Raw genomic sequence first — 26,658 nt, forward strand, 5'->3', positions numbered from 1 at the left:
ATGGCGGCGCAACTGCGAGGGGCGATCGCGGCCGCAGGCTGGGCGCAAAGTCCGGCCGCCGACCCGCGCACAGCGGAGGAGAGCATGGCGATCCTGAAACCGCTGTACGCACAGGGTCGAACCGATCTGCCGCTCGGCCGGCTTCTGGAAGGGCATGTCGACGCCACGCAGATCGTGCAGCGCTACGGCAACGACGCGCAGATCGGCGCGCTTCGACAGGCGTTGGCCGGCGGCGCGATGCTGGGCGTGTGGAACGCCGCGTTGCCGGACGAACCGCTGCTGCTCGAGCGAGGGCTGCTGAACGGCGGCAAAAGCTACGCGTCGGGCGCCGGCGTGCTGACGCACGCGCTGGTCACCGCGCAGGAGGCTGGCGGCACGAGGCTGATCCTGGTCGATCTCGCCGCCACGCCACCGGTAATCGACCGAAGCTGGTGGCGGATGACGGGTATGCAGCGCTCCGAAACGCATCAGGTCCGTTGGTCGGACGCGGTCATCGACGCGGCAGGCCAGATCGGTGACGCCAACGTCTATGCGACAGAGCCGTTTTTCAGCGGCGGCGCGCTGCGCTTCGTGGCGGTCCACGCCGGCGGCATCGCGGGGCTGTGCGACCGTACCCGCGACCATCTCGTCGCCACCGGCCGCGCGGACGATCCGTTTCAGACGGCTCGGTTGGCCGAACTGTTCTGGCTGGCCGATACCGCCGCGTCGTTCGTGCGCCGGGCTGCCGTCGCATTCTTCGAAACCGATGGCGAGGAACGGCTCGCCAGAGTCGCCGCCGCGCGCATGGCGGTCGCTCAAGCCGCCGAACGCGCGATCGATATCGCGCAGAACGCCGTGGGCCTTGCCGGGCATTTCGTCGATCATCCGCTGGCGGCGATGATTACCGATCTGTCCGTCTATCTGCGGCAACCCGCGCCGGATGCGCAGCGGCTCCGCGTCGGGCGCGCGGTGAAGGACGGTTTGCTGGTGCCGGCGCTGTGAAGCTCGATATCACGCGCGTACGGCGCGCCGTGATCGTCGCGCCGCACCCGGACGATGAGATCATCGGCGCGGCCGGTCTGATGCTCGCGCTGAAGCAACGTGGCGCGCGGGTCCGGGTCGTCGTCGTCAGCGACGGCGCCGCATCGCATCCCGGCAGCCGCTTATGGCCGGCCAAGCGACTGGTCGGTGCGCGGCGGCGTGAAAGTCTGCTCGCGCTCCGCCGCCTCGGCATCCCGGCCGGCGACGTCCGCTTCCTCGGCCTGCCCGATGGGGCGCTACCCCAGCACCTGCCCCGCTGCCGACAGCGCGTCCGCCGCGCGGTGGGACTGGGCCAGGACCTGATCGTCGGCCCGGCGGAGACTGACGCGCATCCCGATCATCGCGCGGTGGCGATGGCGCTTGGGCGCGGCTTCGGCGCGGTCCGGCAGCTCAGCTACCACGTCTGGCCGCCCCGCGCCGGTGCGATCGCACGGGCGCGGACCGTGCCGATGCTGGGGGGGCATGCGGCGAAACGGTCGCTCCTCCGCCTGTACCGCACGCAACTCGGCGCGATCACCGACGACCCCACCGGGTTCGCGATTGCACGCCACGAACTCGCCGCGTTCGCGCATCCGCTCGAAACCTTCGTGGAGGTGCGCCGATGAAGGCGATCGGTCTTGACGGTTTCGCGGACAAGTTCGCGCAAAGCGACGACCCTTGGGACACCTTCACCAACCGGGACGAGGCCGTCAAACGCGCGGCGATCCTGCACGCGCTCGGCCCCGGGCCGGTCGGGCGGGTGCTGGAACTGGCCAGCGGCAACGGGTCGAACAGCAGGGCGCTAGCACGGCGCGCGCTGCGCCTCGACGCGACGGAGGGCACCGCCGAGGGCACGCGCCTGACCGCTGCGGCGATCCGCGACTACGCGGGTGCACGCGCGATCATGCTACCGTTGCCGGGCCGGTTGCCCCGCACCCGCTATGATGCGGTGATCGTCGCGGAGTTGCTCTATTATCTGTCGCCGGCGGACATGGCGCGGGTGGCGAAGGATGTCGCCGCCGCACTGCGCCCAGGTGGCCGGCTGGTGCTGGCGCACCACGCGATCGACTTCTACGACTTCGCGCAGCACGCCAGCGGCATACAGGAACGGTTCCTGCGGTTCGCCGGCGGCGGCTGGCACATCAGGCGGGTGCGGTCGTGCCGCCGCTGGCAGGTCATCGTGGCAACCCCCGTACCCCGGTTGCAGGAACCCGCCGCCGATCGCTGATGCGGGTCAGCCGAACGACCCAGCATTCCTGCTTCAGACACGCGACTAAATGGATCGCCCGCCGTTTAGGCGAGGCGCTCGCTCGGAGATAAACCTTTGGAAGACACGATATTGCTGCTGGTCGTCGGCGTTGCCGTCGCGGGCGTGTTCGGCCAGTGGCTCGGCTGGCGGCTGAAGCTTCCCGCCATCATCCCGCTGCTGGTGATCGGCGCGATTGCCGGGCCGATCGCCGGAATCGTCAAACCATCGGTCGCGCTTGGCGAGGTGATGCGTCCGGCGATCGGCATGGCGGTCGCGATCATCGTGTTCGAGGGCGGCCTGAACCTCAACCTGCGTGAGCTTCGGTCGGCAGGCTCGGGCGTACTGCGGCTGGTCGCGGTCGCGCTGCCGCTCAACTGGCTGTTCGGTACGTTGGCGGCGCATTTCGTGGCGGGCATGTCGTGGCAGGTATCGATTCTGGTCGGGGCGATCCTGGTGGTGACCGGCCCGACCGTCATCATGCCGCTGCTGCGGCAGGCGAAGCTGGAACCGCGCTCCGCCGCGTTCCTGAAATGGGAAGCGATCGTCAACGATCCGATCGGCGCGACCATCACCCTGCTCGTCCTCAGCTTCCTGACGTTATCGACAACGATGAGCAACACCGACGCCGTCCTGCAGCTTGCGTGGCGGACGTTGCTCGGCGGCGGGATCGCGGCCGCGCTCGGGCTGGCGGTTCCGTTCGGCATCCGCACGCTGTTCCGGCGGGATCTCGCCCCTGAGTATCTGAAAACGCCGATCCTGCTCGCCGGCGCGCTGGGCGTCTACGCCGCTGGTGAGGCGATCCAGCCGGAAACCGGTCTGGTGGGCGCGACGCTGTTCGGCGTAGTCCTGGCCAACATCGACGTCACCGGGCTTCAGGAACTCCGCCGCTTCAAGGAATCGCTAACGGTGTTCCTGGTGTCGGGCCTGTTCATCCTGTTGACCGCGAATATCGACCGGCAGACCGTGATGATGTTGAGCTGGCCGATCGCCGCCACGACCCTAGCGATCCTGTTCGTGGCACGCCCGCTCGCGATCGGTCTCGCCACGCTCGGCGCCAAGGTGAGCTGGTCCGAGCGTCTCCTCGTCGGCTGGATCGGGCCGCGCGGCGTCGTCGCCGCCGCCATCGCCGGTGTCGCGGGGGAACGGCTCGCCAAGGCGGGCTACCCGGACGCCAACCTCGTCCTGCCGCTCGTCTTTGCGGTGATCGCGTCCACCGTCCTGCTCCACGGCCTGTCACTCGCTCCGCTCGCCCGCCGGCTGAAGCTCGCCAGCGGCGGTCGCGGCGGTGTACTCATCGTCGGCGCGTCCGCCTGGACGATCGGCCTTGGCGAGGCGCTGCGCGGTGCCGGCATACCGGTGCTGCTGGTCGACCGTTCCGCCAACGCGCTGCGGGCGGCGCGCCTTGCCGGCCTCCAGACCCTCCGCGTCGAAATCCTGTCCGTCATCGGCGAGGAGGTGGTCGACCTGCGCGATTACGAGCATCTCCTCGCCGCCACGCCCGACGACGCCTACAACGCGCTGGTCTGCACACGCTTCGCGCCGGAGCTTGGGCGCGAGCGGGTCTGCCAGATCGCGCCGGACGACAGCACCGGGCGCTACGCCTCTGCGCGTGAATGGCGCGGTAAGATCGCGGTCGCCATGGACATGGCGCACGCGCGTTTGTCCGACCTGATGCAGGCCGGTGCATCCTTTCTCGTCGAGCCCGCCGATCAACGCTCGGGTGACGACGAGCATAGCTGGGTCGTCGCGACCATCGCCACCAACGGAGACTTCACGCTGGTGAGCCCCGAACAGGAAGCGCCGCCGCCCACGGACGGTCTGGTGGTGGTGCTACATCAACCGGTGCTGGCGGTCGAACCGGTACACCGCAAGCGGAGGCTCATCACCCTGCTCACGGGCCGGCTGCGATCGGCCCCGCGCGAACAGAAACACGGCGCCTGACCGGCTGGCGCCTGGCTAAGGTGCCGACAGCACCGGCAGCGCCGGTGATAGATTGAAGAAGAACCGATTACTCAGACAAACCACTTGCCTTAAACCCGTTTACATCGGCATCTTGGCGCCGCGTCAACGGCGGGCAGCAAGCTCGACGTAGGAACGCGAAAGCAGGAGCGGGACGGTGGCGGCACGACAGGAACGATCGGCGCAGAGACAGCCGGCGTCGAACGGCCCCGAAACAGGCTGTGACCGGCGCGCCTTTATCGGAACTGCCGCGTGGCTAACCGCCGCCTCCGGCCTCGGCTTTGGCACGACCGGCACGGCGACCGCGCGGGACGGCAGCGCCACAACCGACACGCGCTTGCCCGACGGGACGGCCTTCCCCCGCTGGGAACAGCCGCTTACCTTTTCCAAAACCTACTACGTCGACATCGCGTCCCGGTCCGCCGACGACGCTGGCCCGGGCGACGCCGCACGACCGTTCCGCACGATTGGTCGCGCCGCCGAAATCCTGCAGCCGGGCGAGCGCGTCGTTATCGCCGCCGGCGTGTACCGTGAGTGCGTCCGCCCGGCGCGCGGCGGTACTGGCCCAGGCGAGATGATCAGTTACGAGGCGGCACCCGGCGCGAAGGTCTGCATCCGTGGTTCGGAAGTGCTTGGCGATGGCTGGCGGCGGGTGGCAGTTCCACGCGGCCCGGCGTGGGGCGCCAGCGATGCGTCGGATGTCGCGGTGTGGCGACACGATCTGCCCGGCACGCTGTTCCCCGACGGCTACAACCCGTTCGCGCTGCCCAGCATCATGGGATCGTGGGAGTGGCTGGACGGCGCGACCACCGATCTCGGCCCCTATCTGCGGCGGCGCGGGCTGGTGTTCGCCGACGGCAAGCCGCTGGAGCCGATGGAGCAGCTTCGCGAACTGGTGATGCCCGACCTGCCGCCGATGCCGGATTTCACCCAACCTGCGAAGCCGCAAAACGGGCTGCCGCCACGCCGTCGCGGCGGTCCGATCATGCAGGAGATCGGTGGCACGCCGACCGCACGGTGCTGGACCGATCATAGCGGCACTGCGATCTACGTGCGGCTCGCGGCGGGAACCCCCGCCGATCACATGATGGAGGTGACCACCCGTCAACACGCCTTCATCCCGGCGCAGAGCGGCACCGGCTACATTCGGGTGAAGGGCCTCACCTTACAGCAGGTCGGCAACGCCTACCCGTTCCCGCAGTTCGGCATGGTGTCGCTGGCGGGCGGCGACCACTGGATCCTTGAGAATAACGTGCTGGAGTGGGCGAACGGCATCGGCCTGGATATCGGCAGCGACGGCGATAGCGCCGGCGCGCCGCGGGCCGGCACGGCGATCATCGTGCGCGGCAACACGTTACGCTACTGCGGTGTCGAGGGGATCGGCGGCATGGGCACCAGCGACGCGCTGATCGAGGACAATCTGATCGAGTGGTGCGGCTGGGCCGATGCCGAACGCGGCTGGGAGGCGGCCGGCGCCAAGTTCCACCGCGCGCGCGGCATGCTGTTCCGCCGCAACGTCATCCGCCACATTCGCCACGGTGCCGCCGCTTGGTGGGACGTCGGCAACGACAATTGCCGGGTAACGCAGAACGTCTTCACCGACGTGCTGACCGTCAGCGCCGCGGTGCATTTCGAGATGAACCCGGCGCGCAACATGATCGACAACAACATCATCTGGGACGTGCGCAATGCCGAACCCGGCACGCCCGGGCAGCGCGGCTGTGCGGGTTCGGGCATTTTCGACAATGCCACCAGCAACCTCGTCATCGCGCACAATCTGATCGGCCGCTGCGACAATGCCGGCGTCTTCACCATCGTCCGACCCGATCGCGGCCGGCCGGTCGCGGAGGGCAATACCATCTCCGGCAACATCTTCGCCAAGTGCAAGGTCGGGATCGTCTTTCTCAGCACCAACAATACGGCGGACGGCAACGTCTATGTCGATATGCCCGACGCCTTCCAGGGTCTGCTGACGAGCATGCCCGCCACCGCCCGCCTGCCGGACGCGTGGCGCTACATCCGCTACGAGACCCTGGCGGGCTGGCGCGCGGCGCATGGCTGGGACCGGACTTCCGTGATCGCCGACCTGCGGATCACGTTCGATCCCGATGCGCTGACGCTGACGCTCTCGTCCGAAGCGCCACTGCCGCGATCCGCTGCGGGACCGGCAGGCGAGACGGACATGCTTGGCAAACCGACCGGCGCGGTCCGGGTCGCGGGTCCGCTCGCCAGCCTGCGCGCGGTACGATCGCGACCAATCGACCCGCGCAGACAATCCTGACGGCCTTCGCCCCCACACCACGGCGTCCGGCACTCGCCATCTGATGTTACACCAAGCGTAAGTAGCGCAATCCAGGAGAGCAGACCATGAAACGACGTTCATTAGCCTGCGCCGGCATGGCATTTGCCATGCTGTTGCCCACCGCGAGTTCGGCGCAAGGGCCGGCACGACCGCCGCTCGCCAGCGTCTCGCACATCGCGGTCTATGCCGCCGATCCGGCCAAGAGCGAGCGGTTCTACGTCCATGATCTCGGCGCGGTGAAACAGCCAGACCCGGAACAATCCTCCGGCGCGCGCTACTATTTCTCCCCCACCCAGTTCGTAGAGGTGTTGCCGCTGCCAGCCGGCGACCATTCGATCAACCGGCTCGCGCACGTCGCCTTCAGCACCGCCAATGCCGCGCAGATGCGCACGTATCTGGCCGCACACGGCGTCACGGTGCCTGCCGCGCTCAGCACCGCGCCCGATGGCAGCCGCTGGTTCTCGGTCACCGATCCCGAGGGTACGGTCGTGCAGTTCATGCAGCCGCCCGCCAAGCTGCCGACGGTGCCGGTCAACCCGCTGTCGAGCCACATCATGCACTTCGGCTTCATCGTCCACAATCGCGCCAACGAGGATCGCTTCTACAAGGGCATCCTTCGCCTGAAACCTTATTGGGAGGGCGGGATGAAGGAAGATCACCCGACCTGGATCTCGCTCCAATTGCCCGACGGGCGCGACTGGATCGAATATATGGTCGTCGGCACGCCTGACACCAAAGGCATTCCTGCCGACATGAGTGCGGCAAATCTCGGCGTACTCAACCATTTCGCGCTGGGCGTGCCTGACACGCGCACCGCCTATACCCTGCTGTGGAACGGCGACCGGTTACAGGGGCAGGATCAGGTTCCGAAGATCGGTCGTGACGCGAAATGGCAGCTCAACCTGCTCGATCCGGACGGCACGCGCGCGGAGTTGATGGAGTTCCACGCGATCGGCAAGCCGTGCTGCTCCCCCTTCGCCGCGCCCGATCCCGAAAAGTGAGCGAGGTGTCTATGCGCAAGATCCTGAGCCTGGCAGCAATCGCGGCGATCGGTGCCGCGCCTGCTGCAACCCCCGCACGCGCGCAGGAGCATGCCGACGTTCCCGGCAGTTCCGTCGCCAACAGCCCGCCGGGTGCGCCGATCGCGCCCGATTGGGCGTACCCGCAATCGACAGTGCACAATCAGGTTGGGCCTGCGCCCGGCTTTCACCGCCCGACCCGGGTCGATAATCGCGCGATTGGTGTATTCTCCGCGCAGGCTGATGTCGGTGGGGCGGTCGCACCCGGCAGCGCGACCTTCGCGAACGGCACCTACACGATCCACTCGGCCGGCTATAACGTGTGGTACACGCGCGACGAGTTCCGCTTCCTGTTCAACAAGATGTCTGGCGATGTTTCGTTGGCGGCGGACATCGCTTACCCGAACGGCGGCTTCGGCGATCACAAGGCGCTGCTCGTCATCCGCCAGTCGCTGGACGACGATGCCAAGGAAGCGTTCGTTGCGCTGCACGGCGATGGCATGTTCCACCTCGCGCAGCGGCCGGAGCCCGGCCGGCGGATCAGCGACATGGAATATCGCATCGGCAGTCGCGGCGGCCTGCCCGGCGGCAAGTCGCCCGACAGCCTGGTTACGCTCAACGCCAAGCGCATCGGCATCGAAAAGAAGGGCAACCAGTTCACCTTGTGGGTAAGCGAACAGGGTGAGCCAATGCATCAGTTCGGTGCGCCGATCACGCTCGACATCACCGCACCCTTCTATGTCGGCATCGGCTTCTCGTCGCACCTGCCCGGTGTTGCGGAAACGGCGACCTTGTCCAACGTGGTGCTGGAGAACCGCGCCGGCCGCGTGCACTGAGCACGCGGCCGGCGCCGCATCATACCGAGGTGCGAATGCCGACGGTCGTGGCCGGATCATACGCGCGCCGGTAGCCGCCGGCGATCTTCACCGATGCACCGCCGTTCGCGACCGACTGCTGGATGGCGTGGATGATCCGCATGTCCTGCAGCCCCTCCTCCCCCGGCGAGACGTTGGGCGACTTGCCGCGCACCACGTCTGCGAACCAGTTCATCTCATTGCCGAACTGATCCATCTCCTTTACCTGCGGCTGAGGGTCGTTCTTGCCACCGACGATGCGCAGGGAATTGCCGCCGTAAAAGCATCCCGGATCGGCAACCATGCGACGATCGCTGCCGATCGCCTGCCACGACATCGTGCCCGGCTGCGAGAAGCAGGACGACCCCTCCCCGATTGCGCCGGAGGGAAACCGCATCTGCCACGCGATCAGATCGTCGACCGTCTTGAAGCGTGGATCGTTCCGGTCGGTCCGTGCCCAGCCGCGCACCTCGACCGGTTCTTCCAGCAGCAGATACCGTGTGGCGTTGATGCCGTAGATGCCCATGTCGGCGAGCGCGCCGCCGCCGGACATCGCCATGTCCAGCCGCCAGACGTCGGATGGATCGGACAGGTCGGTCTGCTTGCCCATCACCGCACTCACCAACCGCGGCGTGCCAAGCGTGCCCTTGCGCATAATCTGCATCGCGGTGACGTTCACGGGCTCGTACTGGCAGCGATAGGCGATCATCAACTGCCGGTTCGCGGCCTTGCCGGCAGCGATCATGCGCTCGCATTCCGCCAGCGTGACCGCCATTGGTTTCTCACACAGCACATGCTTGCCGGCCTTGAACGCGCGCACGGTGAAGTCGGCATGCATCGAGTTCGGCAGAACGATGTAGACGACCTGGATGTTGGGGTCTTTGGCGATGCTGTCGAACGTGTCGTAACTGTAGATCGCGGTCTCGGGCAGGCCATATTCGGCGGCGAGCCGCTTCGCCTTTTCAGGGCTTCCACTCACCAAGGCGGCAAGGTGTGCGTTCTTGGTTCGCTTCAGTGCGGGCAGGATCTGCCCGATGCTCAGCTTGCCCAAGCCGACCACCGCATAGCCGACCGATCCGGGCGATTTCTGCTGCGCCTGCGCGGCATCCGCCATCGCGCCGGCGGCCGGGATCGCCAGAGCGGCGCCCATGCCAAGTTCGATCACGCCGCGTCTCGTTACTTCGCGCTCCATCGCATCCTCCATCCTGTGACGTCGGCCGTTTATCTTCCTACGTGCCGGCGGTGTAACGCAGCTTGGTGCCGGAAAGAACCACATTGCACCACCGTGACCTGCGAAATGCTGCGGGAACCTGGCTCCGGCGACGGCGTCACGCGCAAACCGGCCTTGGCTCTACAATCGGAAGCCCGTCGATTACGCCGACTTTGAAGCATTATCATCGTGTCATTGAAGCATTATCATCGTTTCAATGCGTTGTAGGGTGGGTCCGATCAGCTTACACAAGCGTTAGGGGTATGATCCGGAGCGCCGCTGCGCGGCAATTCGGCGCCAAGTCGTTCAACGAGGAAATCTTTGATGTCGGATACGTCCGAATTCGAATTGTCGCGGCGCGGCATTCTTGCGGGGGGCGCTGCCACTGCGATGGTAGCCGCCGCGCCCGCGTCCGCCGTGTCGCAGCCGGCGCATCGCACCGAGGCTTCGCCCGCGTTACCGCTTCGCCTGAAGGTGAATGGTAAGCAACAGACGCTGTCGCTCGACCCGCGCACGACGTTGCTCGACGCACTGCGTGAACATCTGCATCTCACGGGCACCAAGAAAGGCTGTGACCACGGACAGTGTGGCGCCTGCACGGTCATGGTCAACGGCGTGCGGATCAATTCGTGCCTGAGCCTTGCCGTGATGCACGAGGGCGACGACGTCACCACGATCGAGGGACTGGGTACGCCCGAGAAGCTTCATCCCATGCAGGCCGCGTTCGTGAAGCATGACGGATATCAGTGCGGTTATTGCACGCCCGGGCAGATCTGCTCGGCAGTCGCAGTGCTCGACGAGATCAAGCGCGGGGTTCCCAGCCACGTTCAGGCAGATGTCGGCGCAAAGCCGCAGGTGACCAACATCGAAATGCGCGAGCGGATGAGCGGCAACATATGCCGCTGCGGCGCCTACTCCAACATTGCGGATGCGATGGCGGAAGTGGCTGGAGACGACTTCAGGGAGCAGCGGGCATGAGGGCCTTCACTTACGAACGCGCGCACGATCCCGTCGCTGCGGCACGCGCGGCGGCACAGCCGGGCGCCAAGTTCATTGCCGGCGGTACCAATCTGCTCGATCTCATGAAGATCGAGGTCGAGACCCCGACCCACCTTGTCGATGTACAGAATCTGGGTTTCGACAAGATCGAGAACACAAAGGATGGCGGGCTACGCATCGGCGCGCTCGTCACCAACACCGATCTTGCGACGGACACTCGTGTGCGCCGCGACTATGCCGTGCTCACCCGCGCCATCGTTGCGGGGGCAAGCGGACAGCTTCGCAACAAGGCCTCGACCGCCGGCAACCTGCTACAGCGGACGCGCTGCCCGTATTTTTATGACATCAACATGCCGTGTAACAAGCGCAAGCCCGGCTCGGGCTGCGCCGCGATTGGCGGGGTCTCGCGCCAGCTCGGCGTGATCGGCGTGAGCGACAAATGTATCGCGACCTTCCCCGGCGATATGGCCGTGGCGATGCGCGTGCTCGATGCCGCGGTCGAGACGGTCGATGCGACCGGCCAGCACCGCTCCATCCCAATCGCCGAGTTCCATCGGTTGTGGGGCGACCATCCCGAGCAGGACACCGTATTGAAGCCGGGCGAGCTCATCACGGCGGTGACGCTGCCCCGCCCGCTTGGCGGCAAGCACTTCTATGAGAAGGTACGTGATCGGGCGTCTTATGCCTATGCGCTCGTCTCCGTGGCGGCGGTGATCCAGCCCGACGGCACCGGTCGGGTCGCCTTTGGCGGCGTAGCGCCGAGGCCGTGGCGGGTCGAAGCGGCCGACGCACTGCTACCACAGGGTGCCGCGGCGGTGACGGCGCGCGCTTTCCAGGGCGCGACGCCGACGCAAGATAACAAGTTCAAGCTGCCGCTCGCCACCCGTGCGCTGGCATCCGTCATCGCCGAATCGCAACAGAAGATCGGGGCCTGATCCCATGAAGTTCGACACTCCCGCCGGTACCAACCCGATCGATCGCATGAAGGTCGTAGGCCGCGCGCACGACCGGATCGACGGTCCGCTCAAGACCACCGGCACCGCTCCCTATGCCTATGAACATCAGGATCCTCCCAAGCCAGCCTATGGCGATGTGGTCGGCTCAGCGATCGCCAAGGGCCGGATCACATCGATCGATCTCGCGGCAGCAAAGGCGGCACCGGGCGTGCTCGCCATCGTCACCGCGCAGGACGCGGGCAAGCTCGGCAAGGGCAAGTTCAACACGGTGAAGCTGCTCGCCGGGCCGGATGTCGATCACTACCACCAGGCAGTCGCGATCGTGGTGGCGGACACGTTCGAGCAAGCCCGCAGCGCGGCGATGCTGGTGCGTGTCGACTATGCTCGTACGCCCGGCCAGTTCGACTTGGCGGAAGCGCTCAAGACTGCGCCGCTGACCGGCGGCTCCAGCAAGGAAGGCAGCGGTTCGCCCGCGATCGATCGCGTCGGCACCTTCGAGCCTGCCTTCGCGGCCGCGCCGGTCAAACTCGACGAGCATTATACGACACCCGACCAGAGCCACATGATGATGGAGCCGTTCGCCTCCATCGCGGCGTGGAACGGCGACGAGCTTCAGCTGTGGACGTCGAACCAGATGATCGACTGGGGCCGTGGCGATCTCGCCAAGACACTCGGCATAGCGAAGGAAAAGATCCGCTTCATGTCGCCCTATGTCGGCGGCGGTTTCGGCGGCAAGCTGTTCCTGCGTACCGACGCGGTCATGGCGGCGCTCGGCGCAAAGGCGGCCGGGCGTGCGGTGAAGGTCGCTATTACCCGGCCGATGATGCCGAACAATTCCACGCATCGCCCAGCCACCGCGCAGCACATCCAGATCGGCGCGGAAAAGGACGGGACGATCACGGCCATCGCGCATCATAGCGGTTCCGGCGACCAGCCGAACGGCCAGCCCGAGACCGCGACGAGCCAGACCAAGTTGCTGTACGCCGGCGCCAACCGGAAGATCTCGATGCAGCTTGCGGTGCTCAACCTGCCCGAAGGCAACGCGATGCGTGCGCCGGGCGAAGCACCCGGCCTGATGGCGCTGGAGATCGCGATGGACGAGATGGCCGAGAAGCTGGCCATGGACCCTGTCGCTTTCCGCGTGAAGAACGACACGCAGGTCGACCCTGAAAAGCCGGAGCGCCGCTTCTCGGAGCGTCAGCTGGTGCGCTGCTTGCAGGAGGGCGCACAGCGGTTCGGCTGGTCCAAACGGAACCCGAAGCCAGGCCAGGTTCGCGATGGCAAGTGGTTGGTCGGCATGGGTGTGGCGTCCGCATTTCGCAACCACATGAACATGACGTCCGGCGCGCGCGTTCGGCTCGGCAAGGATGGCGTGGTAACGGTCGAAACCGACATGACGGATATCGGCACCGGCAGTTACACCATCATCGCGCAGACCGCGGGCGAGATGATGGGCGTTCCCGCCGAAGCGGTGTTGGTGAAGCTAGGTGATTCCGCTTTCCCGGTATCGGCCGGTTCGGGTGGTCAGTTCGGCGCCGCCAACTCGACCGCAGGCGTATATGCCGCGTGCGTAAAGCTGCGCGATCAGGTTGCGCAGCGGCTCGGCTTCAACTCGGCCGATACGGTGTTTGCGGACGGCAAGGTTACGAGCGGCAATCGCTCCGCCGACCTGCGCCAGGCGGCCGCGTCGGGAGAGCTGATGGCCGAGGACAAGATCGAGTATGGCGACATCGACAAGTCGTACCAGCTCTCAACCTTTGGCGCGCACTTCGTCGAGGTCGGCGTCGACAGCTTCACCGGCGCGACCCGCGTGCGGCGCATGCTGGCGGTCTGCGCAGCGGGTCGGATCATCAACCCGAAATCCGCGCGCAGCCAGGTGATCGGCGCGATGACGATGGGCGTTGGTGGCGCGCTGATGGAGGAGTTGGCCGTGGACACGCGGTTCGGCCTGTTCATCAACCACGATCTCGCCCAGTATGAGGTGCCGGTTCACGCCGACATCCCGCATCAGGAGGTCGTTTTCCTGGAAGAAGCCGACCCGCTCGCCAACCCGATGAAGGCAAAGGGTGTCGGCGAACTCGGCCTGTGCGGCGTCGGCGCGGCCGTCGCCAACGCGGTCTACAATGCGACAGGTGTCCGGGTGCGTGATTATCCGATCACGCTCGACAAGCATTTTGAGCACCTGCCGACGGCCGCCTGATTTCACGCGGGACGATTACGCAGGGCCATCTCGCGATATCGCTGGGCGGTATGGAGATGCGCGCCTGCTGTCATCCTGCAACAACGGGAAGGAAACGCCATGAACCCGAGCACGACTGCGCTGTTGCTAATTGAATACCAGAATGACTTCGTCAGCGATGGCGGGGCACAGCACGATGCCGTCAGCAACGTCATGGCGCAAACGAAGATGCTGGCCAACAGCAAGACATTGGTCGAGGCGGCGCGCAAGTCCGGTGCCACGATCCTGCACGCGCCGATCAGCTTTGCCGACGGCTATCCTGAAATCGGCACCGACGCCTATGGCATTCTCGCCGGGATCGTGGCCGCCAAGGCCTTTCGCAAAGGCAGTTGGGGTGCCGAATTCGCACCCGAGATGATGCCTGCCACGGGCGATATCGTTGTGGAAGGAAAACGCGGGCTCGACTGCTTCGCCAGCACCAACCTCGACTTCATCCTGCGCCAGCGCGGCATCACCAATCTCGCTATCGCAGGATTCCTGACCAATTGCTGCGTCGAGTCGACCATGCGCTCCGCCTATGAACGCGGCTATGACGTGGTGACGCTAACCGACTGCACCGCAACGCTCAGTCCTGAAGAGCAGCAGGCGTCTGTCGCCAAGAACTTTCCCATGTTCTCGCGTCCGATGACGCATGATGTCTTCCTCAACGCGCTGAGCCGGGCCTGACACTCGCGACACCGCTGGGCGCGAGCGAGTTCCGCGTCCAGCACCCAACCGCCACGTCAGCCGGACGCCGCCGCGTCCGGCTGTCTCGTCAGGCGGGATCAGCAAGGATCAACGCGTCGAGCGCCATCGCGCCATGCCCCACCGGGTACACGATCACCGGGTTGAGATCGATTTCACGGATCGCCGGGGTACCTGCCAGCACACGCCCGAGGCCGACGATGATGTCTGCCACTGCCGCCACATCCAGCGGGGGCGACCCGCGATAGCCTGCGAGGATTGCCGCACTTTTGAGCTTGCCGAGTTCGGCGATGATCGCCGCGCGCGCAAGGTCGGGCGCCAGCAGCCGGACATCCTGCAATACCTCCGCCTGCACGCCGCCCATACCGACAAGGATCGTCGCGCCCCATTCGGGATCGTTTTTTGCGCCGACGATCAACTCGGTGCCGCGTGTGGACATGGCCTCAACCAGCACACCGTCAAGCGTGACGTGCGGCGCGCGCTGCGCGACATTGGCGTATAATTGCGCCCACCCCGCTTCGACCGCCGCCTCGTCGGCCAGGTTCAGGATCACGCCGCCGGCGTCGCTCTTGTGCGGCAAGGCGGACGCCTGTGCCTTGAGGACGACCGGATAGCCGACCCGCGCCGCGATGGCGTTGGCCTCGGCAGAGCTGCGCGCAAATCCACCTTCGGGAAACGGTATGCCCAATGGGGCAAGCAACGTCTTGGCGAGGTATTCGGGGATCACGCCGCCACCGGCTGGCAGTTCGGCCACGACCGCCGCCGCCTGCGCGGTGACAACGTCCCGCTTCGCACATCGCGTAAGCTGTGCAATCGCGCGGAACGCACGGTCGGGCGACGGGAAATACGGCACGCCGAGACCGCGCAGGTCCCGTATGAAGTCCGCTGGCACATCGGCCCCGTCATCCAGTCCGGCGAAGATCACCGGCTTGGCCGGTCGCAGCTGTCGCACCGCTTCTATGATCGGGCCGAATTTTAGCCGCGCCGTCGCTTCATCGGTCTGGATGATGCCGAGAACGATGCTGCCGAACGCGGGGTCATCCAGCAAGGGCGCCAGGGTCCGCCGATACAGGTCGGGATCGACCAGCGCCTGCGCGGTGAGATCCATGGGATTGCTGACCGGGATGAAGTCGGGGATGGCGCTGCGCATTACCGCCGCGGTCTCGGTCGCCATAACAGGAAGATCCAGCGACAGCGCTTCGCACACATCAAGCGCCAGCGCCTTGAACGCCCCGGATTCGGTCAGCACGGCGGTTCCGCCCGCCCAAACGCCACCGCAACGCAACACCAGATCGAGAACGTCGCCAAGTTCTTCGAGGCTGTCGACCAGCAATACCCCGGCCCGTTCGACCTTGGCACGCATGACGGCGTAATCACCCGCCATGGCGCCAGTGTGTGTCGCGGCGGACTCCCGCGCGGCGCTGCTTTTGCCCGGGTGTAGCAGCACGATCGGCTTGCCGGCAGACCTCGCCCGCGCCGCCAGTGCGAGGAACCGCGCGGGCGCGCGAAACTGCTCGACGATCATGCCGATCGCATGGGTATGGGGATCGTCGAGCAGATACTCGACATAATCCTCTACGCCGGAGGCGGCTTCGTTGCCGGTCGAGATCGACATGGAGATGTCAAGATCCTTCGCCATGAGCGTCGTGCCGAGCACGACCGCCATAGCGCCGCTTTGCGAGACGATACCGATGGCGGGTTTGCCCTCCGGACGGCGGACGGGCGTCTCGACGAAGGTCAACGGCACCCCGTCCACATAGTTGACCATGCCGAGGCAATTTGGCCCCTCGATCACCATTCCGGACTCGGCCGCCAGCCTTGCCACCTCTACCTGCGCGGCCAGCCCCGCCTCGCCGCCCTCGGCAAAGCCTGCCGAAAAGATCACGGCGGCCCCGACATGCTTTGCCGCCAGTTGGCGGACCGTGTCGAGCACCGCCGTCCCCGGAACAGCGAGCACCGCGGCGTCGACGCCGTCAGGGAGTTCGGTGATTGCCCCCCAAGCCTGGCGGCCGCGGATTACCGGACGTTTAGGATTGATGAGGTGGATATCGCCGGCGAAGCCATGCCGTTCCAAATTGCGCAACACCGCGTTGCCCAGCGCCCCCGGCTTTTCCGAAGCGCCGACGATCGCGATGGAGCGCGCACGCAACAGTCGCTCGAGCGACCGCACCGGCGCCCGTCCAGCCGTATTTCCACTCATCCCTCATCCTCTCGCCGTATGTTGCGTGGCAGCGTTCAGCCGCGCTGCTTGTTCAGATCATAGGCCTCAAGGCCCGGCTTGAAGGTCTTGTCGTCGATGAACTGCTTGATGCCTTCCTTGCGACCCTCGTTGTCGTAGGAATTGGCGGCTTCTTGCGCGCGGATCAGATAATCCTCGGCATCGTCGTAGCTCAACACGCCGACGCGCCGAACCGCGTCCTTGGTGGCCTTGAGCGCGACCGGATTTTTCTTGAGCAGGACTTCGGCAACCGCCGTCACGCGCGCTTTCAAATCCGCCAGCGGCACCGCCTCGTTGACCAGCCCCCAATCGGCGGCCGTCTTGCCGTCGACGTTTTCGCCCATCATGGCGTGGTACATCGCCTTGCGGAACGGCATCAGTTCGGTCGCGACTTTGGTCGCCCCGCCACCGGGGAGGATGCCCCAGTTGATTTCGGAGAGACCGAACTGCGCATCCTCGGCCGCGAACGCAAGGTCACAGGCGAACAAGGGGCCATAGCCGCCGCCGAAGCACCACCCGTTGACCATCGCGATCGTTGGCTTCTGATACCAGCGCAGCCGCCGCCACCAGCCATAGCTCTCACGCTGTGCCTGGCGGGTCGCGCCCATGCCTTTGGCTTCCGTCTCGCGGAAATACTCCTTCAGGTCCATGCCGGCGGACCATGCGACGCCTTCCCCCGATAGGACCAGAATCCCGACGTCGGTTCGGAATTCGAGCAGGTCGAGCACCTCCATCATGTCGCGATTGAGCGTCGGCGACATGGCATTCCGCTTTTCCGGCCGGTTGAAGCGCACCCAGGCGATGCGATCGGCGACATCATAGGCGACAGTGCTGTTGGTAGATGTTTCGGTCATGAATTTTCCTCGAACGAATGGATTTAAATCGGGTAGTGGCCCGGCTGGGTCTCGATGGTGATCCAGCGCAACTCCGTGAAACTGTCGATCCCGGCCTTGCCGCCGAACCGGCCGTAACCGGAGGCTTTGGTGCCGCCGAACGGCATCTGCGCCTCGTCATGCACGGTCGGGCCGTTAATGTGGCAGATGCCGGACTTAATCGCTTTGGCAACGCGAAGACCGCGCGCAGTGTCGCGCGTGAACACCGCCGCCGACAGGCCGTATTCGGTGTCGTTGGCAAGCGCGATCGCATCCGCTTCATCCTTGGCGCGGCTGATGCCGACCACAGGGCCGAAGCTTTCGTCGCGAAACAGCTTCATCGCCGGCGTGACGTGATCGATCACGTGAGCGGGCATCAGTACCCCGTCCCCACTGCCGGAGACGAGCGCCTGCGCACCCGCCGCAAGCGCGTCGTCCACGAGGGCACGGACATGATCGACGGTTTTCTGATCGACGACCGCGCCGAGCGGGGTTTTGCCTTCGCGCGGATCGCCGACCGCCATACCGCCGACCTTTTCCTTGAACTTGGCGGCGAAGGCATCGGCAACACGCTCGTCCACGATGATGCGCTCGGTCGACATGCAGATCTGCCCCGAGTTCATGAACGCACCGAACGCTGCCGCTTTCACCGCTTCGTCGAGATCGGCATCGTCCAGCACGATGAGCGGGGCCTTGCCGCCGAGTTCGAGCAGGACGGGCTTCAGATGCTCGGCCGCACGTTTGGCGATGATCTTGCCGACGGCAGTCGATCCGGTGAAGTTGATGCGCCGAACGGCGGGATGGTCGATCAACGCACCGACGATCTCGGCCGCATCCTGCGGCGCGTTGGTGACGAGGTTCACGATCCCCTCGCCCATGCCGGCCTCCTCGAACGCTTCCACGATCAGCGCATGCGTGCGCGGGCATTGCTCGCTCGCCTTCAGCACCACCGTGTTGCCGCACGCCAGCGGCATCGCGATCGCGCGCACACCCAGGATGATCGGCGCGTTCCAGGGTGCGATCCCGAGGATTACGCCCACCGGCTCGCGGATCGCCATCGCGATGCAGCCCGGCTTGTCAGAGGGGATGACCTCGCCACCGATCTGGGTCGTCATCGCCGCAGCTTCGCGAACGATCCCCGCAGCGAGCATTAAGTTGAAGGCCGCCCAGCCCTGCGTGGCGCCGATCTCGCCCATCATCGCTTCGATGAATTTGGGAGCACGCGCCTCCAGCGCATCGGCCGCCTTGTTGAGGATAGCGCGACGCGCATTCGGGCCAAGCGCCGCCCATGCGGGAAACGCCTTCGCGGCGGCGGCGCAAGCAGCATCGGCGTCCGCCACGGTTGCGGCGGGCGTCGTACTCGCAAGCACGCCCGTCACCGGGTCATGGCGATCGAAGGTCGCAGCGCTATCTGCGCGCTCTGCAAGCGCGTGATGTTCAGTCATTACCCTCTCCTTTTATTGCTATGTTCCATAGCTTAATGTTTGTGGCCTCGCAAGGGTTGGCGATGGCAAAACATCTGTCGGAAAGGCGCTCGGATCGGTCACACCTGCCGGTTTATCTGGAATCGCTGTTCCTCACTGCGGCCGTGCGAGTCACCGCGCAGTGTCCGCGCTCTAAACCCTGCGCAGGTTTGCAGTTATGGCAGCCTCCACGGTTCCTCATCTTCTCGTTACCCGGGGTTTGCGGACCCGTTCCTCCGCATTGAGGTTCCCAAATCAATCCAAAGGTTGCACTTCTGCCAGCTGCTGCATGAGTCAGTTTTAGCATCGGCACCGACATCCAAGGAGTTGCTGTGAGCGACGTTGACCTCCTGCCTGGCCGCCTGCTGCGGCAGCTCGAATTGATAAAGCGAGACGCTTATTTTCGAGGCGGCCAAATTGATGATCCTGAGCTTGCGGAGGTGCTCTCCCCCGACGCGCCCTTGCTCGTGTTGCACGAAGCGACAATCCGCGCCGAGGGATCGGCGTGGCAGGCGTCTCACGGCCGTCTCCTGTTCTCCAAAGTCCCAAACCGCCGGCTGAACGCGTGGTATGAAGACGACGGCCGAGTGGAGGGTCTCGATCGACGCGACCTGGTTCCACGAACGATAACGCTGTCGCGCCTGATGGCTTGGTCTCGGGCCGTCACCGTATCAGCCGCTCCTCCGCACATCTGACGGGTGGCCCCAAGCCGGTCATCACACTTTGAGGGCAATCCCCTCAACGCGCCGCTCGACGTGACAGTGGCGCCTGGCGGATCGCTCTGGTTCACCGATCCGATCTTTAAACATCGCCATGCCGAGCCAGGGCGCGCTGGCCGAACCGGAGCTCGATCACCGCAGCGTGTACCGCTTGAATCCCATAATTGCCGAACTGACGCGCATCACGGACTTCGAACAACAAAACGGTGTCGACAACGCGGGACATAGCCGGAAAACACGCTGCACTATGGGCCAGAAGCCTGGGAGGGAGAAGGAATCCCGTGGTCGCCACCAAGGCGCGCAGAAGCGGCGCGCTGCATACTTAACGCGCGGCGAAGATTGAGCCGGTCGCGCTCGATACAACGCTATCGAGCGCCGCCCTTACACATTGCAAACCAAGCGGCTCGCGGCAGCGCCAAACGCCACGATCATGCCACGGCAGCATCCGCCTCAATGCTCCGTGGCTTCAGCGACACGATTCTGCGAACGTGTTCTGGGTCGGCAAGCACACGCGACGGTTTGCCAACCAGATAGCCTTGGATGGCTGAACATCCTTCCCGGGCCACGATCGACAGTTGAGCCGGATGTTCAACACCCTCCGCCAGAACGGGCATGTTGAGGACGGTTCCCAACGCCGCCACCGATCGCAAGATCGAGACGGCTTGCTCGTCCGTATCGATCTCGGCAACAAAAGACGCATCCAGCTTGATGCGATCAAAGGGAAATGACCGCAGGACATCCAGCGAAGAGTAGCCGACACCAAAGTCATCCAGTGCGATCGCGATTCCCATCGCTTTCAACGCGGTGAGCTGCTGCAGCGCGAACCGGCGATCATGAATGATCGCGCTCTCTGTCAGCTCGAGCGATAGTCGTTCGGGCGGAAGGCCGCTGTCGATCAACGCTGACCTTACCGTCTCGACCAGCCTGGGATCAGCCAGATGTATCGGCGAAATATTGACGGCAACGGGATGCCGGTTTGGCCATAACGCCGCTTCAAAACACGCCTGTCGCAGTATCCAGATGCTGAGCGGAACGATGTCGCCGCTCTTTTCGGCTAAAGGAATGAAAACACCGGGCGGCACCATGCCCCTGACCGGATGCTTCCAGCGCACGAGAGCTTCATAGCCCGATATGTCACCAGACGGTATCGCGGCTTGTACCTGAAAATGGAGTTCAAGCGCTGATGTGTCGAGCGCCTTGCGCAAGTCGGCAATCAGCTCACGACGCTCTCGAACTGCATCATCCATCTGACTGTCGTAGAAACACGGCGTATCCGAGTGCGCCGACTTCGCCCGGTACATTGCGAGATCTGCCTTGGCGAGCAAAACGTCAGCGTCGAAACCGTCGTGAACGGCGAGTGCCACCCCGATATTGGCGCTGATTGCCGCGCTGAACCGATCGAAGACGAATGTCTCGGTGCAAGCGGCCTGCAATCTGCTCAAGAAGCCTGTAAGCTCATTGTCGTTGTGATATGACACGACCGCCGCGAACTCGTCGCCGCCGAGGCGCGCTACGCATTCGCCGGGCTCCAGCAATGCCGCCATGCGCGCGGCGAGTGCGACGAGAAGCTGATCGCCCGCCTGATGACCATACGTATCATTGACCACTTTGAAGCGCGACAGGTCCATCATGATGACGGCCATGCAAGCATAGCCGCCTTTTATCATGAAGCGCTGTTCCAGTTCTTCGATGAAGCTGGTGCGATTGGGAAGGTCGGTCAAGCCGTCGTGCATCGCCATACGTCGCAGCCGGCGATAGGCCTCCGTTTGGGTATGCCCGTCGATCAGGGCGCTGATCGCCGCGCATCCCACGATGATGCAGGTCGCAACGGTCGTGGTGACCGCGAGCGCCACCATCGTAACGTGGGATAGACCCTGTCCAGTTTGCAGCACGGTGATGTCCATCGCTGCCATGCCTGTGAAATGTAGCGCGGCTACGGCTGTGGATAGAAGGCCTGCCGCCTTGATGCTTCGGGTTCTCCCGCGGCCAGTGAGTACGTGGAACGCGAACGCGGCGAGCACGCTGGAGAGTATCACGGAGGCAACGACGTAGCCCCACTCCCATGTGACGATGCCGTCAACGCGGTACGCCGCCATACCGACATAGTGCATGACCGAAATCCCAGCGCCGATGATCGCACCGCCCACCGCACCGCCCCAGCGACGACGACGTGCAGCGATCGACAGGCCGGGAATAGCCAGGAAGATCACCGCGAGAAGCGAGAACAATGTTAGAATAGGGTCGAGTATCACGGGTGCCGTTGTGCGGAACGCCATCATCGCGACGAAGTGGGTGGCCCACACCATCGTACCGGTTGCAACCGCCGTCAGCACGATCCAACCGATACGGCTACGCTTAGCGCTTGCCGTCACGCGGCTGAAAAGCTGGACCGTGGCTGCAGAGCCGATGACGCAGATCAGCAAAGCCAGCAGCACCAGACGCAGATCATGCTCTTGAGCGATGCATAGCGCGACCCGCATCATGCCGCATCTCCCCTGTTCAACAGATCTAAACGAGCCTCCATCGCGGTGGACGCCTGGCGAGCTAGGCCGATGAGATAGGCCTTTTGATCTGCTGAAGCCGGTAAGCGGCGCTTCGTGTCCAAGACACACAGTGCACCGACATCAATGCCGTTCATTCGACGTAGCGGCGCCCCGATGTAGTATCGGACATGCGGTTCACCCACAACAACCGGAAGCTGAGCAAATCTCGGGTCGTCTTCGGGGTCGATCGATTCCAGAACCTCGGGACGATCAAGCGTGAAGCTGCAAAACCCACTATCGCGTGGGATGCAGTCGATGACCAAGCCGTGACCGGCCTTGAACCATTGCTGATCGTTGTGGATTAACGACAGCAGCGCGATCGGCGCGTCGAACGCACGAGCCGCAGCGGAAACGAAGCGATCATATATCGGTTCGGACGCCGAACCGACAATACTGAGGCCACGTACAGCCTGAGTGCGTTTTCGCTCCTGGAAAAGGGTTTTCAGCATAAGTTCGCCACGGTGCACAATCCCAAGCGTTATTGTCGCAAAACCGTTAAAGAAGGTTCCTATTCAGACACCCTTTTGAGTGCCACCGTTCCGTTCACCACGAACTGAAGCCGTTTCAGTGCCTCCGCGTCGGTCGGATCATGCTCGCTCACTCAGCACGCGTCAGTACGCCCGACTTGTTGATGAATGGGAAGGCCTACGCCGAGAAGAGTATTGGACGCATTCACTTCGACGAACCAAGGTGTCGATCATCTACAAGGCTTCGGGGAGCCTGCGAGCGGTGCAAGCCCTGTCCGGGCATGCCAAGAATGAAAACGCCGTCCATTACCTTAGCGCGGATGTGAAGATGCTCTCGTTTTTAGCAGCGGACGTCAGGTCTGATCCGGCATCGGCTCCTCGTATCTGCGGGTAGCCGGATTGCTGTCCGTCGAAACGCAGACCGACGGCAGCGCCCCCACCTCCGGACCTTCCAGGCCTTCGCTTCGCTGGTAAAGCAGCATAGTCCGACCGGATTTGGGACGGCCTCATGCTTCCTGTCACAACTGCTGAGGAGTTGTGGCGTCAAGACCTCGCATTTAGTCTTTTTCACTGCTGGATGTAGCAACCCGAGCGCAGAGCGGAACGGAGCAGAGCAACGCGGCCAACAGCCAGAACGCTGCTGGCAATCCAATTCCCTGTGCAATGAAACCCATGCCGGCAGGCCCTGCGAGAACACCGGCATAGCCGACCGTAGTGACTGACGCGATTGCGAGGCCGGCAGGCATGCCGGTCTGCGCTCCGGCCCGGCGGAATAGGATCGGCACGGTGTTGGAGGCGCCAATCCCGATAAGGGAAAAGCCCAGCAGTAGACCGAGGCGAATGGCACCAGCAGGATGACGGCATAGCCGGTGATCGCGAGCAGGCCGCCCCACACCATCGTCCGCATATCGCCGAGACGCGCGACAATCGTGTCACCAGACAAGCGACCGGCCGTCATCGCTACGGCGAAGACACTATAGCCAATGCCCGCTTGCGTGATCGGCAACAGATTCCTACCACTCAGCAGCAACGCGCTCCAGTCGAGCATGGCGCCTTTGCTCAGGAAGGTAATCCCAGCAAGTACCGCAACTACGCCACGCGGCATCACAAACAGTGAAGTGTCCTCTGCTTTCGGCGTGGCGACCAGGCGCGGTACGGCGACGATCAGCGCCGCGAGCATGAGCCCCGACGCGGCAACAGTGCCGGTAATCGGGCTCGCTTTGGCTGAAAGGACGGCAGTAAGCGACAGCGAGCCGGCAAAACCGCCAACACTGAACAGGCCATGGAACCCTGAAATAAGTGGACAGCCGGCGCGCTTTTCCACCTCGACCGCATGCACGTTCATGCCGGTTTCGATCAAACCAAGGGATGCGCCGAACACCAACAATGCTGCCGCCATCGTCGGCAAAGTCGGTGCAAGTGCGAGACATGGCAGCAGCAGTATCAAACCTATCCCCCGATCAGGATCGCTGGCCGAGCACCCAGCCTATCGGTCAGCGGCCCAGCTAGTTGCATCGCACCGACCGACCCGAGGCCAAGGCAGAGTAGCAGAACCCCCAAAGTGCCATCGCTGATCTCCAACCGAGCTTTGGCGAGCGGGATGAGCGGTGCCCAGCATGCGAGGGCAAAGCCGGAAACGAGAAAGGCTAGACGAGTGGCGAGGCGTGACCCTGCTGCGGTTTCAGACATTGAACACTTCTTAGATGGGAGGACGTCGCGAGCTCCCGGTGGAGGTAGATCGTCGAAACTCTGTGCTTAGCGCGGCTGTGGAGCCGCGCTTGGCAGGTTCAGGCTTGCCGTTTGAGGAACCGGGCGCTGAGCCATCGCCGCATTGGTTCGTCGTAAAGCTTTAGGCTGGCATAGACGAACGTCACCGCCGCGATGAGCAGCGCTACGCCCCAAACTACGCCTTGAGCCGCAGACGGATGGCTTTCCACAACCCAGGCGGTGTAGAGGTAGATCAGCGGATAATGGGTTATATAGAGCGGGAACGATAGATCGCCGAAGAAGCGGGCGATCCGCACGGTGGTGCCATCTGCCCGCTTGTCGCTGGCACCGATCGCCACGATCAGCGGGAACAGCAGGATCACGCATAGAGCGTCGTACAAGCCGTTGCTCCAATGGTGCGGCGTGTCGCCGAAGCGCGGAAGCGCCAACGCCACGACCAGCAGCAGGCTGCTAATCGCGAGGCGTGGCGGCTTGCGATGCGCTTACCCACTCGCATCAGCAGCATGCCTGCTAGAAATGGGTACAACGGCCAGGCAAAACCGACGTGGATACCGTCGAAGACGAGCGCCCAGCCGCCGATAAGATCGCGGCGCTCACCGCCGAGCGCGACCTCCAGCAGCAAGGCCGCAGCGCAGGCGGCCAAAACAGCCAGCCAGCGGACAGATAACTTTCGGAATACCAGCGCGTAGCCGATATTAGCGAGGTACTCGTAGAAGAGCGACCACGCGGGGCCGTTGAGCTGGTGAATTTCGTTCCAGCCCCGGATGTCAAACGCCTTGGGCAGCGGGAGCAACGTGCAGCCCAGCAGCATCACCAGCAGCATTTCCCAGACGGGCGTCGTGCCGATCTTCGGAAAGACGGAGCTTGCCTGGAGGTAGACGAGTGCTGCGCCGAACAGGCTTCCCAGCACCACCATAGGTTGCAGGCGGATGAGCCGGCGTTTGTAGAACCGCCACTGGGTCATGCGGCCCCAGCGATCATCATACGCATAGGCGATCACGAAGCCTGAAAGCAGAAAGAAGAAACCCACGGCGAGGTAACCATGGTTGATGATCTGCTTGGTCGGATCGTTATTCGAAAAGGTTTCCAGGATGTGAAATGTCAACACAAGCAGCGATGCCACGCCGCGCAAACCATCAAGCACGACGTAGTGGCTTTTCCCCGGCGCCACGGCGGAAGTGGAGGTCGCAGCCGATGATGTATTCATGATCTCTCCTCGCGCAGATAGCACGTGGAGAGGCCAGTTCAGTGATTTAAATCTAAAGCACAAGCGCTTTTTCGACTCTTGTCGAGGCTCGCTCAATCAAGATAAAATCGAACAGTTTGTCTCGCACTGTTGGGGGGTGACTGCGTTTCCGGTGAAGCCAGGCTTTCCAACAGCATTTCAATAGCGCACGCCGCCATTGCATCGATGGGCTGGCGAACCGTCGTCAATGCCGGCCAGACGCGACTGGCGACGAGACTGTCGTCAAATCCCGTGACGGCTAGATCCTGCGGCAAGCGCAGACCTCGCCGATGCGCGGCCCAAAGTGCGCCCGCTGCCATGTTAGCCACGCAGTGACTGCTTTCGGACGACAAAGCTGCCCTTCCGCAGTCGCCCAGAACCAGACATTCTCGGCGCGCCGCTTGTCGATTGCGTATTCTGAAGCGTGGCTTACACTCTCTACAGTCAGGATCTAAATGCGCTGGCGGCCGCTTGTGCGCGTTACTGGGGATAGACCATGGGCGAGATACAGTTTCACTATTCCCAAACGTACTTGGATCTCAACAATATGCCCCTTGCGTCCGGAGGACGGGAGGTGAATTTCACAGTCACTTACAACGAAAACGCTTCGACAAATCTCTATGTTGGCGGCGATACGGGCTATGCCACTGCTTATCATGTCACGTCTGTGACGGGAAGCTATTCGATCACGGATGCGGATGGGATCGTTAGAACTGACACTATTAGTACCGCCGGGAACTTCTACGACAATATAACGCCCGGTGGCACCTTCCAAGATCTGCACTTCAACATTAGCAATGTCGCTGACACGCAGGACGGATCAGGACTCATAGACATCTACGGCATAAACTACGCCAAGCACCAAGTAGATTTTCAATATACGGCAAGCAACTCGACATACACTGGCAACGCCTTGGCAGGACAAACTATACGACTTACTGTTGTATGCTTCA

23 protein-coding genes and 1 pseudogene are annotated in these 26,658 nt (G+C 63.9%); 14 read left to right on the plus strand and 10 right to left on the minus strand.

What is annotated here, in order from left to right:
- The 7 genes from OXR00_RS05735 (at position 1) to OXR00_RS05765 (ending at position 8,364) form a co-directional block, all read left to right on the plus strand.
- Positions 1-981: an acyl-CoA dehydrogenase gene (locus OXR00_RS05735; protein WP_267387161.1), complete on the plus strand. Its 981-nt coding sequence runs from the start codon at positions 1-3 to the stop codon at positions 979-981.
- On the plus strand, positions 978-1,625 hold the full coding sequence (locus OXR00_RS05740; protein ID WP_267387078.1) for a PIG-L family deacetylase: 648 nt from the start codon (positions 978-980) through the stop codon (positions 1,623-1,625). Before OXR00_RS05735 ends, OXR00_RS05740 begins: the two co-directional genes overlap by 4 nt.
- Entirely contained in the window at positions 1,622-2,227 is a 606-nt protein-coding gene (locus OXR00_RS05745) for a class I SAM-dependent methyltransferase (RefSeq protein ID WP_267387079.1), read from the plus strand. Before OXR00_RS05740 ends, OXR00_RS05745 begins: the two co-directional genes overlap by 4 nt.
- 96 nt (positions 2,228-2,323) lie before the next feature.
- Positions 2,324-4,189, plus strand: coding sequence for a sodium:proton antiporter (locus OXR00_RS05750; protein WP_267387080.1), 1,866 nt, complete (start codon positions 2,324-2,326; stop codon positions 4,187-4,189).
- 175 nt (positions 4,190-4,364) lie between these two features.
- Complete coding sequence (locus tag OXR00_RS19755) at positions 4,365-6,488, plus strand: right-handed parallel beta-helix repeat-containing protein (protein ID WP_267387081.1); 2,124 nt, start codon at positions 4,365-4,367, stop codon at positions 6,486-6,488.
- Between the two features lie 128 nt (positions 6,489-6,616).
- Positions 6,617-7,510, plus strand: a complete 894-nt coding sequence (locus OXR00_RS05760) for a VOC family protein (protein WP_267387082.1) — start codon at positions 6,617-6,619, stop codon at positions 7,508-7,510.
- 11 nt (positions 7,511-7,521) lie between these two features.
- Positions 7,522-8,364 carry a hypothetical protein gene (locus OXR00_RS05765; protein ID WP_267387083.1) on the plus strand — a complete coding sequence of 281 codons (843 nt, stop codon included), beginning with the start codon at positions 7,522-7,524 and terminating at the stop codon, positions 8,362-8,364.
- Positions 8,365-8,383: 19 nt separating this feature from the next.
- Here the strand turns inward: OXR00_RS05765 and OXR00_RS05770 are convergent, their stop codons facing one another.
- On the minus strand, positions 8,384-9,574 hold the full coding sequence (locus OXR00_RS05770; protein ID WP_267387084.1) for a Gfo/Idh/MocA family oxidoreductase: 1,191 nt from the start codon (positions 9,572-9,574) through the stop codon (positions 8,384-8,386).
- 342 nt (positions 9,575-9,916) lie between these two features.
- Here OXR00_RS05770 and paoA point away from each other — a divergent pair, with 342 nt between their 5' ends.
- The 4 genes from paoA (at position 9,917) to OXR00_RS05790 (ending at position 14,452) form a co-directional block, all read left to right on the plus strand.
- Positions 9,917-10,570, plus strand: coding sequence for an aldehyde dehydrogenase iron-sulfur subunit PaoA (paoA, locus tag OXR00_RS05775; protein ID WP_242153747.1), 654 nt, complete (start codon positions 9,917-9,919; stop codon positions 10,568-10,570).
- Positions 10,567-11,526, plus strand: a complete 960-nt coding sequence (locus OXR00_RS05780; RefSeq protein WP_267387085.1) for a xanthine dehydrogenase family protein subunit M — start codon at positions 10,567-10,569, stop codon at positions 11,524-11,526. Before paoA ends, OXR00_RS05780 begins: the two co-directional genes overlap by 4 nt.
- Before the next feature lie 4 nt (positions 11,527-11,530).
- Positions 11,531-13,747, plus strand: coding sequence for an aldehyde oxidoreductase molybdenum-binding subunit PaoC (paoC, locus tag OXR00_RS05785; RefSeq protein ID WP_267387086.1), 2,217 nt, complete (start codon positions 11,531-11,533; stop codon positions 13,745-13,747).
- 99 nt (positions 13,748-13,846) lie between these two features.
- Positions 13,847-14,452 (plus strand): cysteine hydrolase, encoded by a 606-nt coding sequence (locus OXR00_RS05790; RefSeq protein ID WP_267387087.1) that lies wholly within the window; start codon positions 13,847-13,849, stop codon positions 14,450-14,452.
- 88 nt (positions 14,453-14,540) lie between these two features.
- Here the strand turns inward: OXR00_RS05790 and OXR00_RS05795 are convergent, their stop codons facing one another.
- Genes OXR00_RS05795 through OXR00_RS05805 form a run of 3 tightly spaced genes read right to left on the minus strand, consistent with a single transcriptional unit; the run spans position 14,541 to position 19,005 of the window.
- Positions 14,541-16,670 (minus strand): acetate--CoA ligase family protein, encoded by a 2,130-nt coding sequence (locus OXR00_RS05795; RefSeq protein ID WP_267387088.1) that lies wholly within the window; start codon positions 16,668-16,670, stop codon positions 14,541-14,543.
- Positions 16,671-16,705: 35 nt separating this feature from the next.
- Positions 16,706-17,542: a p-hydroxycinnamoyl CoA hydratase/lyase gene (locus OXR00_RS05800; protein WP_267387089.1), complete on the minus strand. Its 837-nt coding sequence runs from the start codon at positions 17,540-17,542 to the stop codon at positions 16,706-16,708.
- A gap of 23 nt (positions 17,543-17,565) precedes the next feature.
- Positions 17,566-19,005 (minus strand): aldehyde dehydrogenase, encoded by a 1,440-nt coding sequence (locus OXR00_RS05805; protein WP_267387090.1) that lies wholly within the window; start codon positions 19,003-19,005, stop codon positions 17,566-17,568.
- Between the two features lie 350 nt (positions 19,006-19,355).
- Between OXR00_RS05805 and OXR00_RS05810 the strand changes: the two genes are divergently transcribed.
- Positions 19,356-19,718, plus strand: coding sequence for a hypothetical protein (locus OXR00_RS05810; protein WP_267387091.1), 363 nt, complete (start codon positions 19,356-19,358; stop codon positions 19,716-19,718).
- 452 nt (positions 19,719-20,170) lie between these two features.
- On the opposite strand, the gene OXR00_RS05815 is transcribed toward OXR00_RS05810, so the two are convergent.
- Together OXR00_RS05815 and OXR00_RS05820 are read right to left on the minus strand one after the other, a co-directional pair.
- The gene (locus OXR00_RS05815) at positions 20,171-22,225 is read right to left on the minus strand and encodes an EAL domain-containing protein (RefSeq protein ID WP_267387092.1); all 2,055 of its coding nucleotides are present in this window, start codon (positions 22,223-22,225) and stop codon (positions 20,171-20,173) included.
- Positions 22,222-22,734: a GAF domain-containing protein gene (locus OXR00_RS05820; RefSeq protein ID WP_267387093.1), complete on the minus strand. Its 513-nt coding sequence runs from the start codon at positions 22,732-22,734 to the stop codon at positions 22,222-22,224. Before OXR00_RS05820 ends, OXR00_RS05815 begins: the two co-directional genes overlap by 4 nt.
- A gap of 151 nt (positions 22,735-22,885) precedes the next feature.
- On the opposite strand from OXR00_RS05820, the pseudogene OXR00_RS05825 reads away from it, so the two are divergent.
- A pseudogene (locus OXR00_RS05825) lies at positions 22,886-23,146 on the plus strand (hypothetical protein); the annotation flags it as partial.
- Here OXR00_RS05825 and OXR00_RS05830 read toward each other — a convergent pair.
- The 4 genes from OXR00_RS05830 to OXR00_RS05845 all read right to left on the minus strand — a co-directional run bounded on the left by OXR00_RS05830 (position 23,093) and on the right by OXR00_RS05845 (position 26,025).
- Complete coding sequence (locus OXR00_RS05830; RefSeq protein WP_267387094.1) at positions 23,093-24,199, minus strand: hypothetical protein; 1,107 nt, start codon at positions 24,197-24,199, stop codon at positions 23,093-23,095. The pseudogene OXR00_RS05825 and the gene OXR00_RS05830 overlap by 54 nt on opposite strands.
- A gap of 340 nt (positions 24,200-24,539) precedes the next feature.
- A complete protein-coding gene (locus OXR00_RS05835; protein WP_267387095.1) occupies positions 24,540-24,914 on the minus strand; it encodes an acyltransferase family protein in 375 nt (124 codons plus the stop codon).
- On the minus strand, positions 24,839-25,687 hold the full coding sequence (locus OXR00_RS05840) for an acyltransferase (protein WP_267387096.1): 849 nt from the start codon (positions 25,685-25,687) through the stop codon (positions 24,839-24,841). The genes OXR00_RS05835 and OXR00_RS05840 overlap by 76 nt, the downstream gene beginning before the upstream one ends.
- 92 nt (positions 25,688-25,779) lie before the next feature.
- The gene (locus tag OXR00_RS05845) at positions 25,780-26,025 is read right to left on the minus strand and encodes a substrate-binding domain-containing protein (protein ID WP_267387162.1); all 246 of its coding nucleotides are present in this window, start codon (positions 26,023-26,025) and stop codon (positions 25,780-25,782) included.
- Positions 26,026-26,201: 176 nt separating this feature from the next.
- On the opposite strand from OXR00_RS05845, the gene OXR00_RS05850 reads away from it, so the two are divergent.
- The coding region (locus OXR00_RS05850; RefSeq protein ID WP_267387097.1) for a hypothetical protein at positions 26,202-26,658 on the plus strand (457 nt) is incomplete at its 3' end.

The organism is Sphingomonas sp. GC_Shp_3, from assembly GCF_026540945.1.
Taxonomy (GTDB): domain Bacteria; phylum Pseudomonadota; class Alphaproteobacteria; order Sphingomonadales; family Sphingomonadaceae; genus Sphingomonas.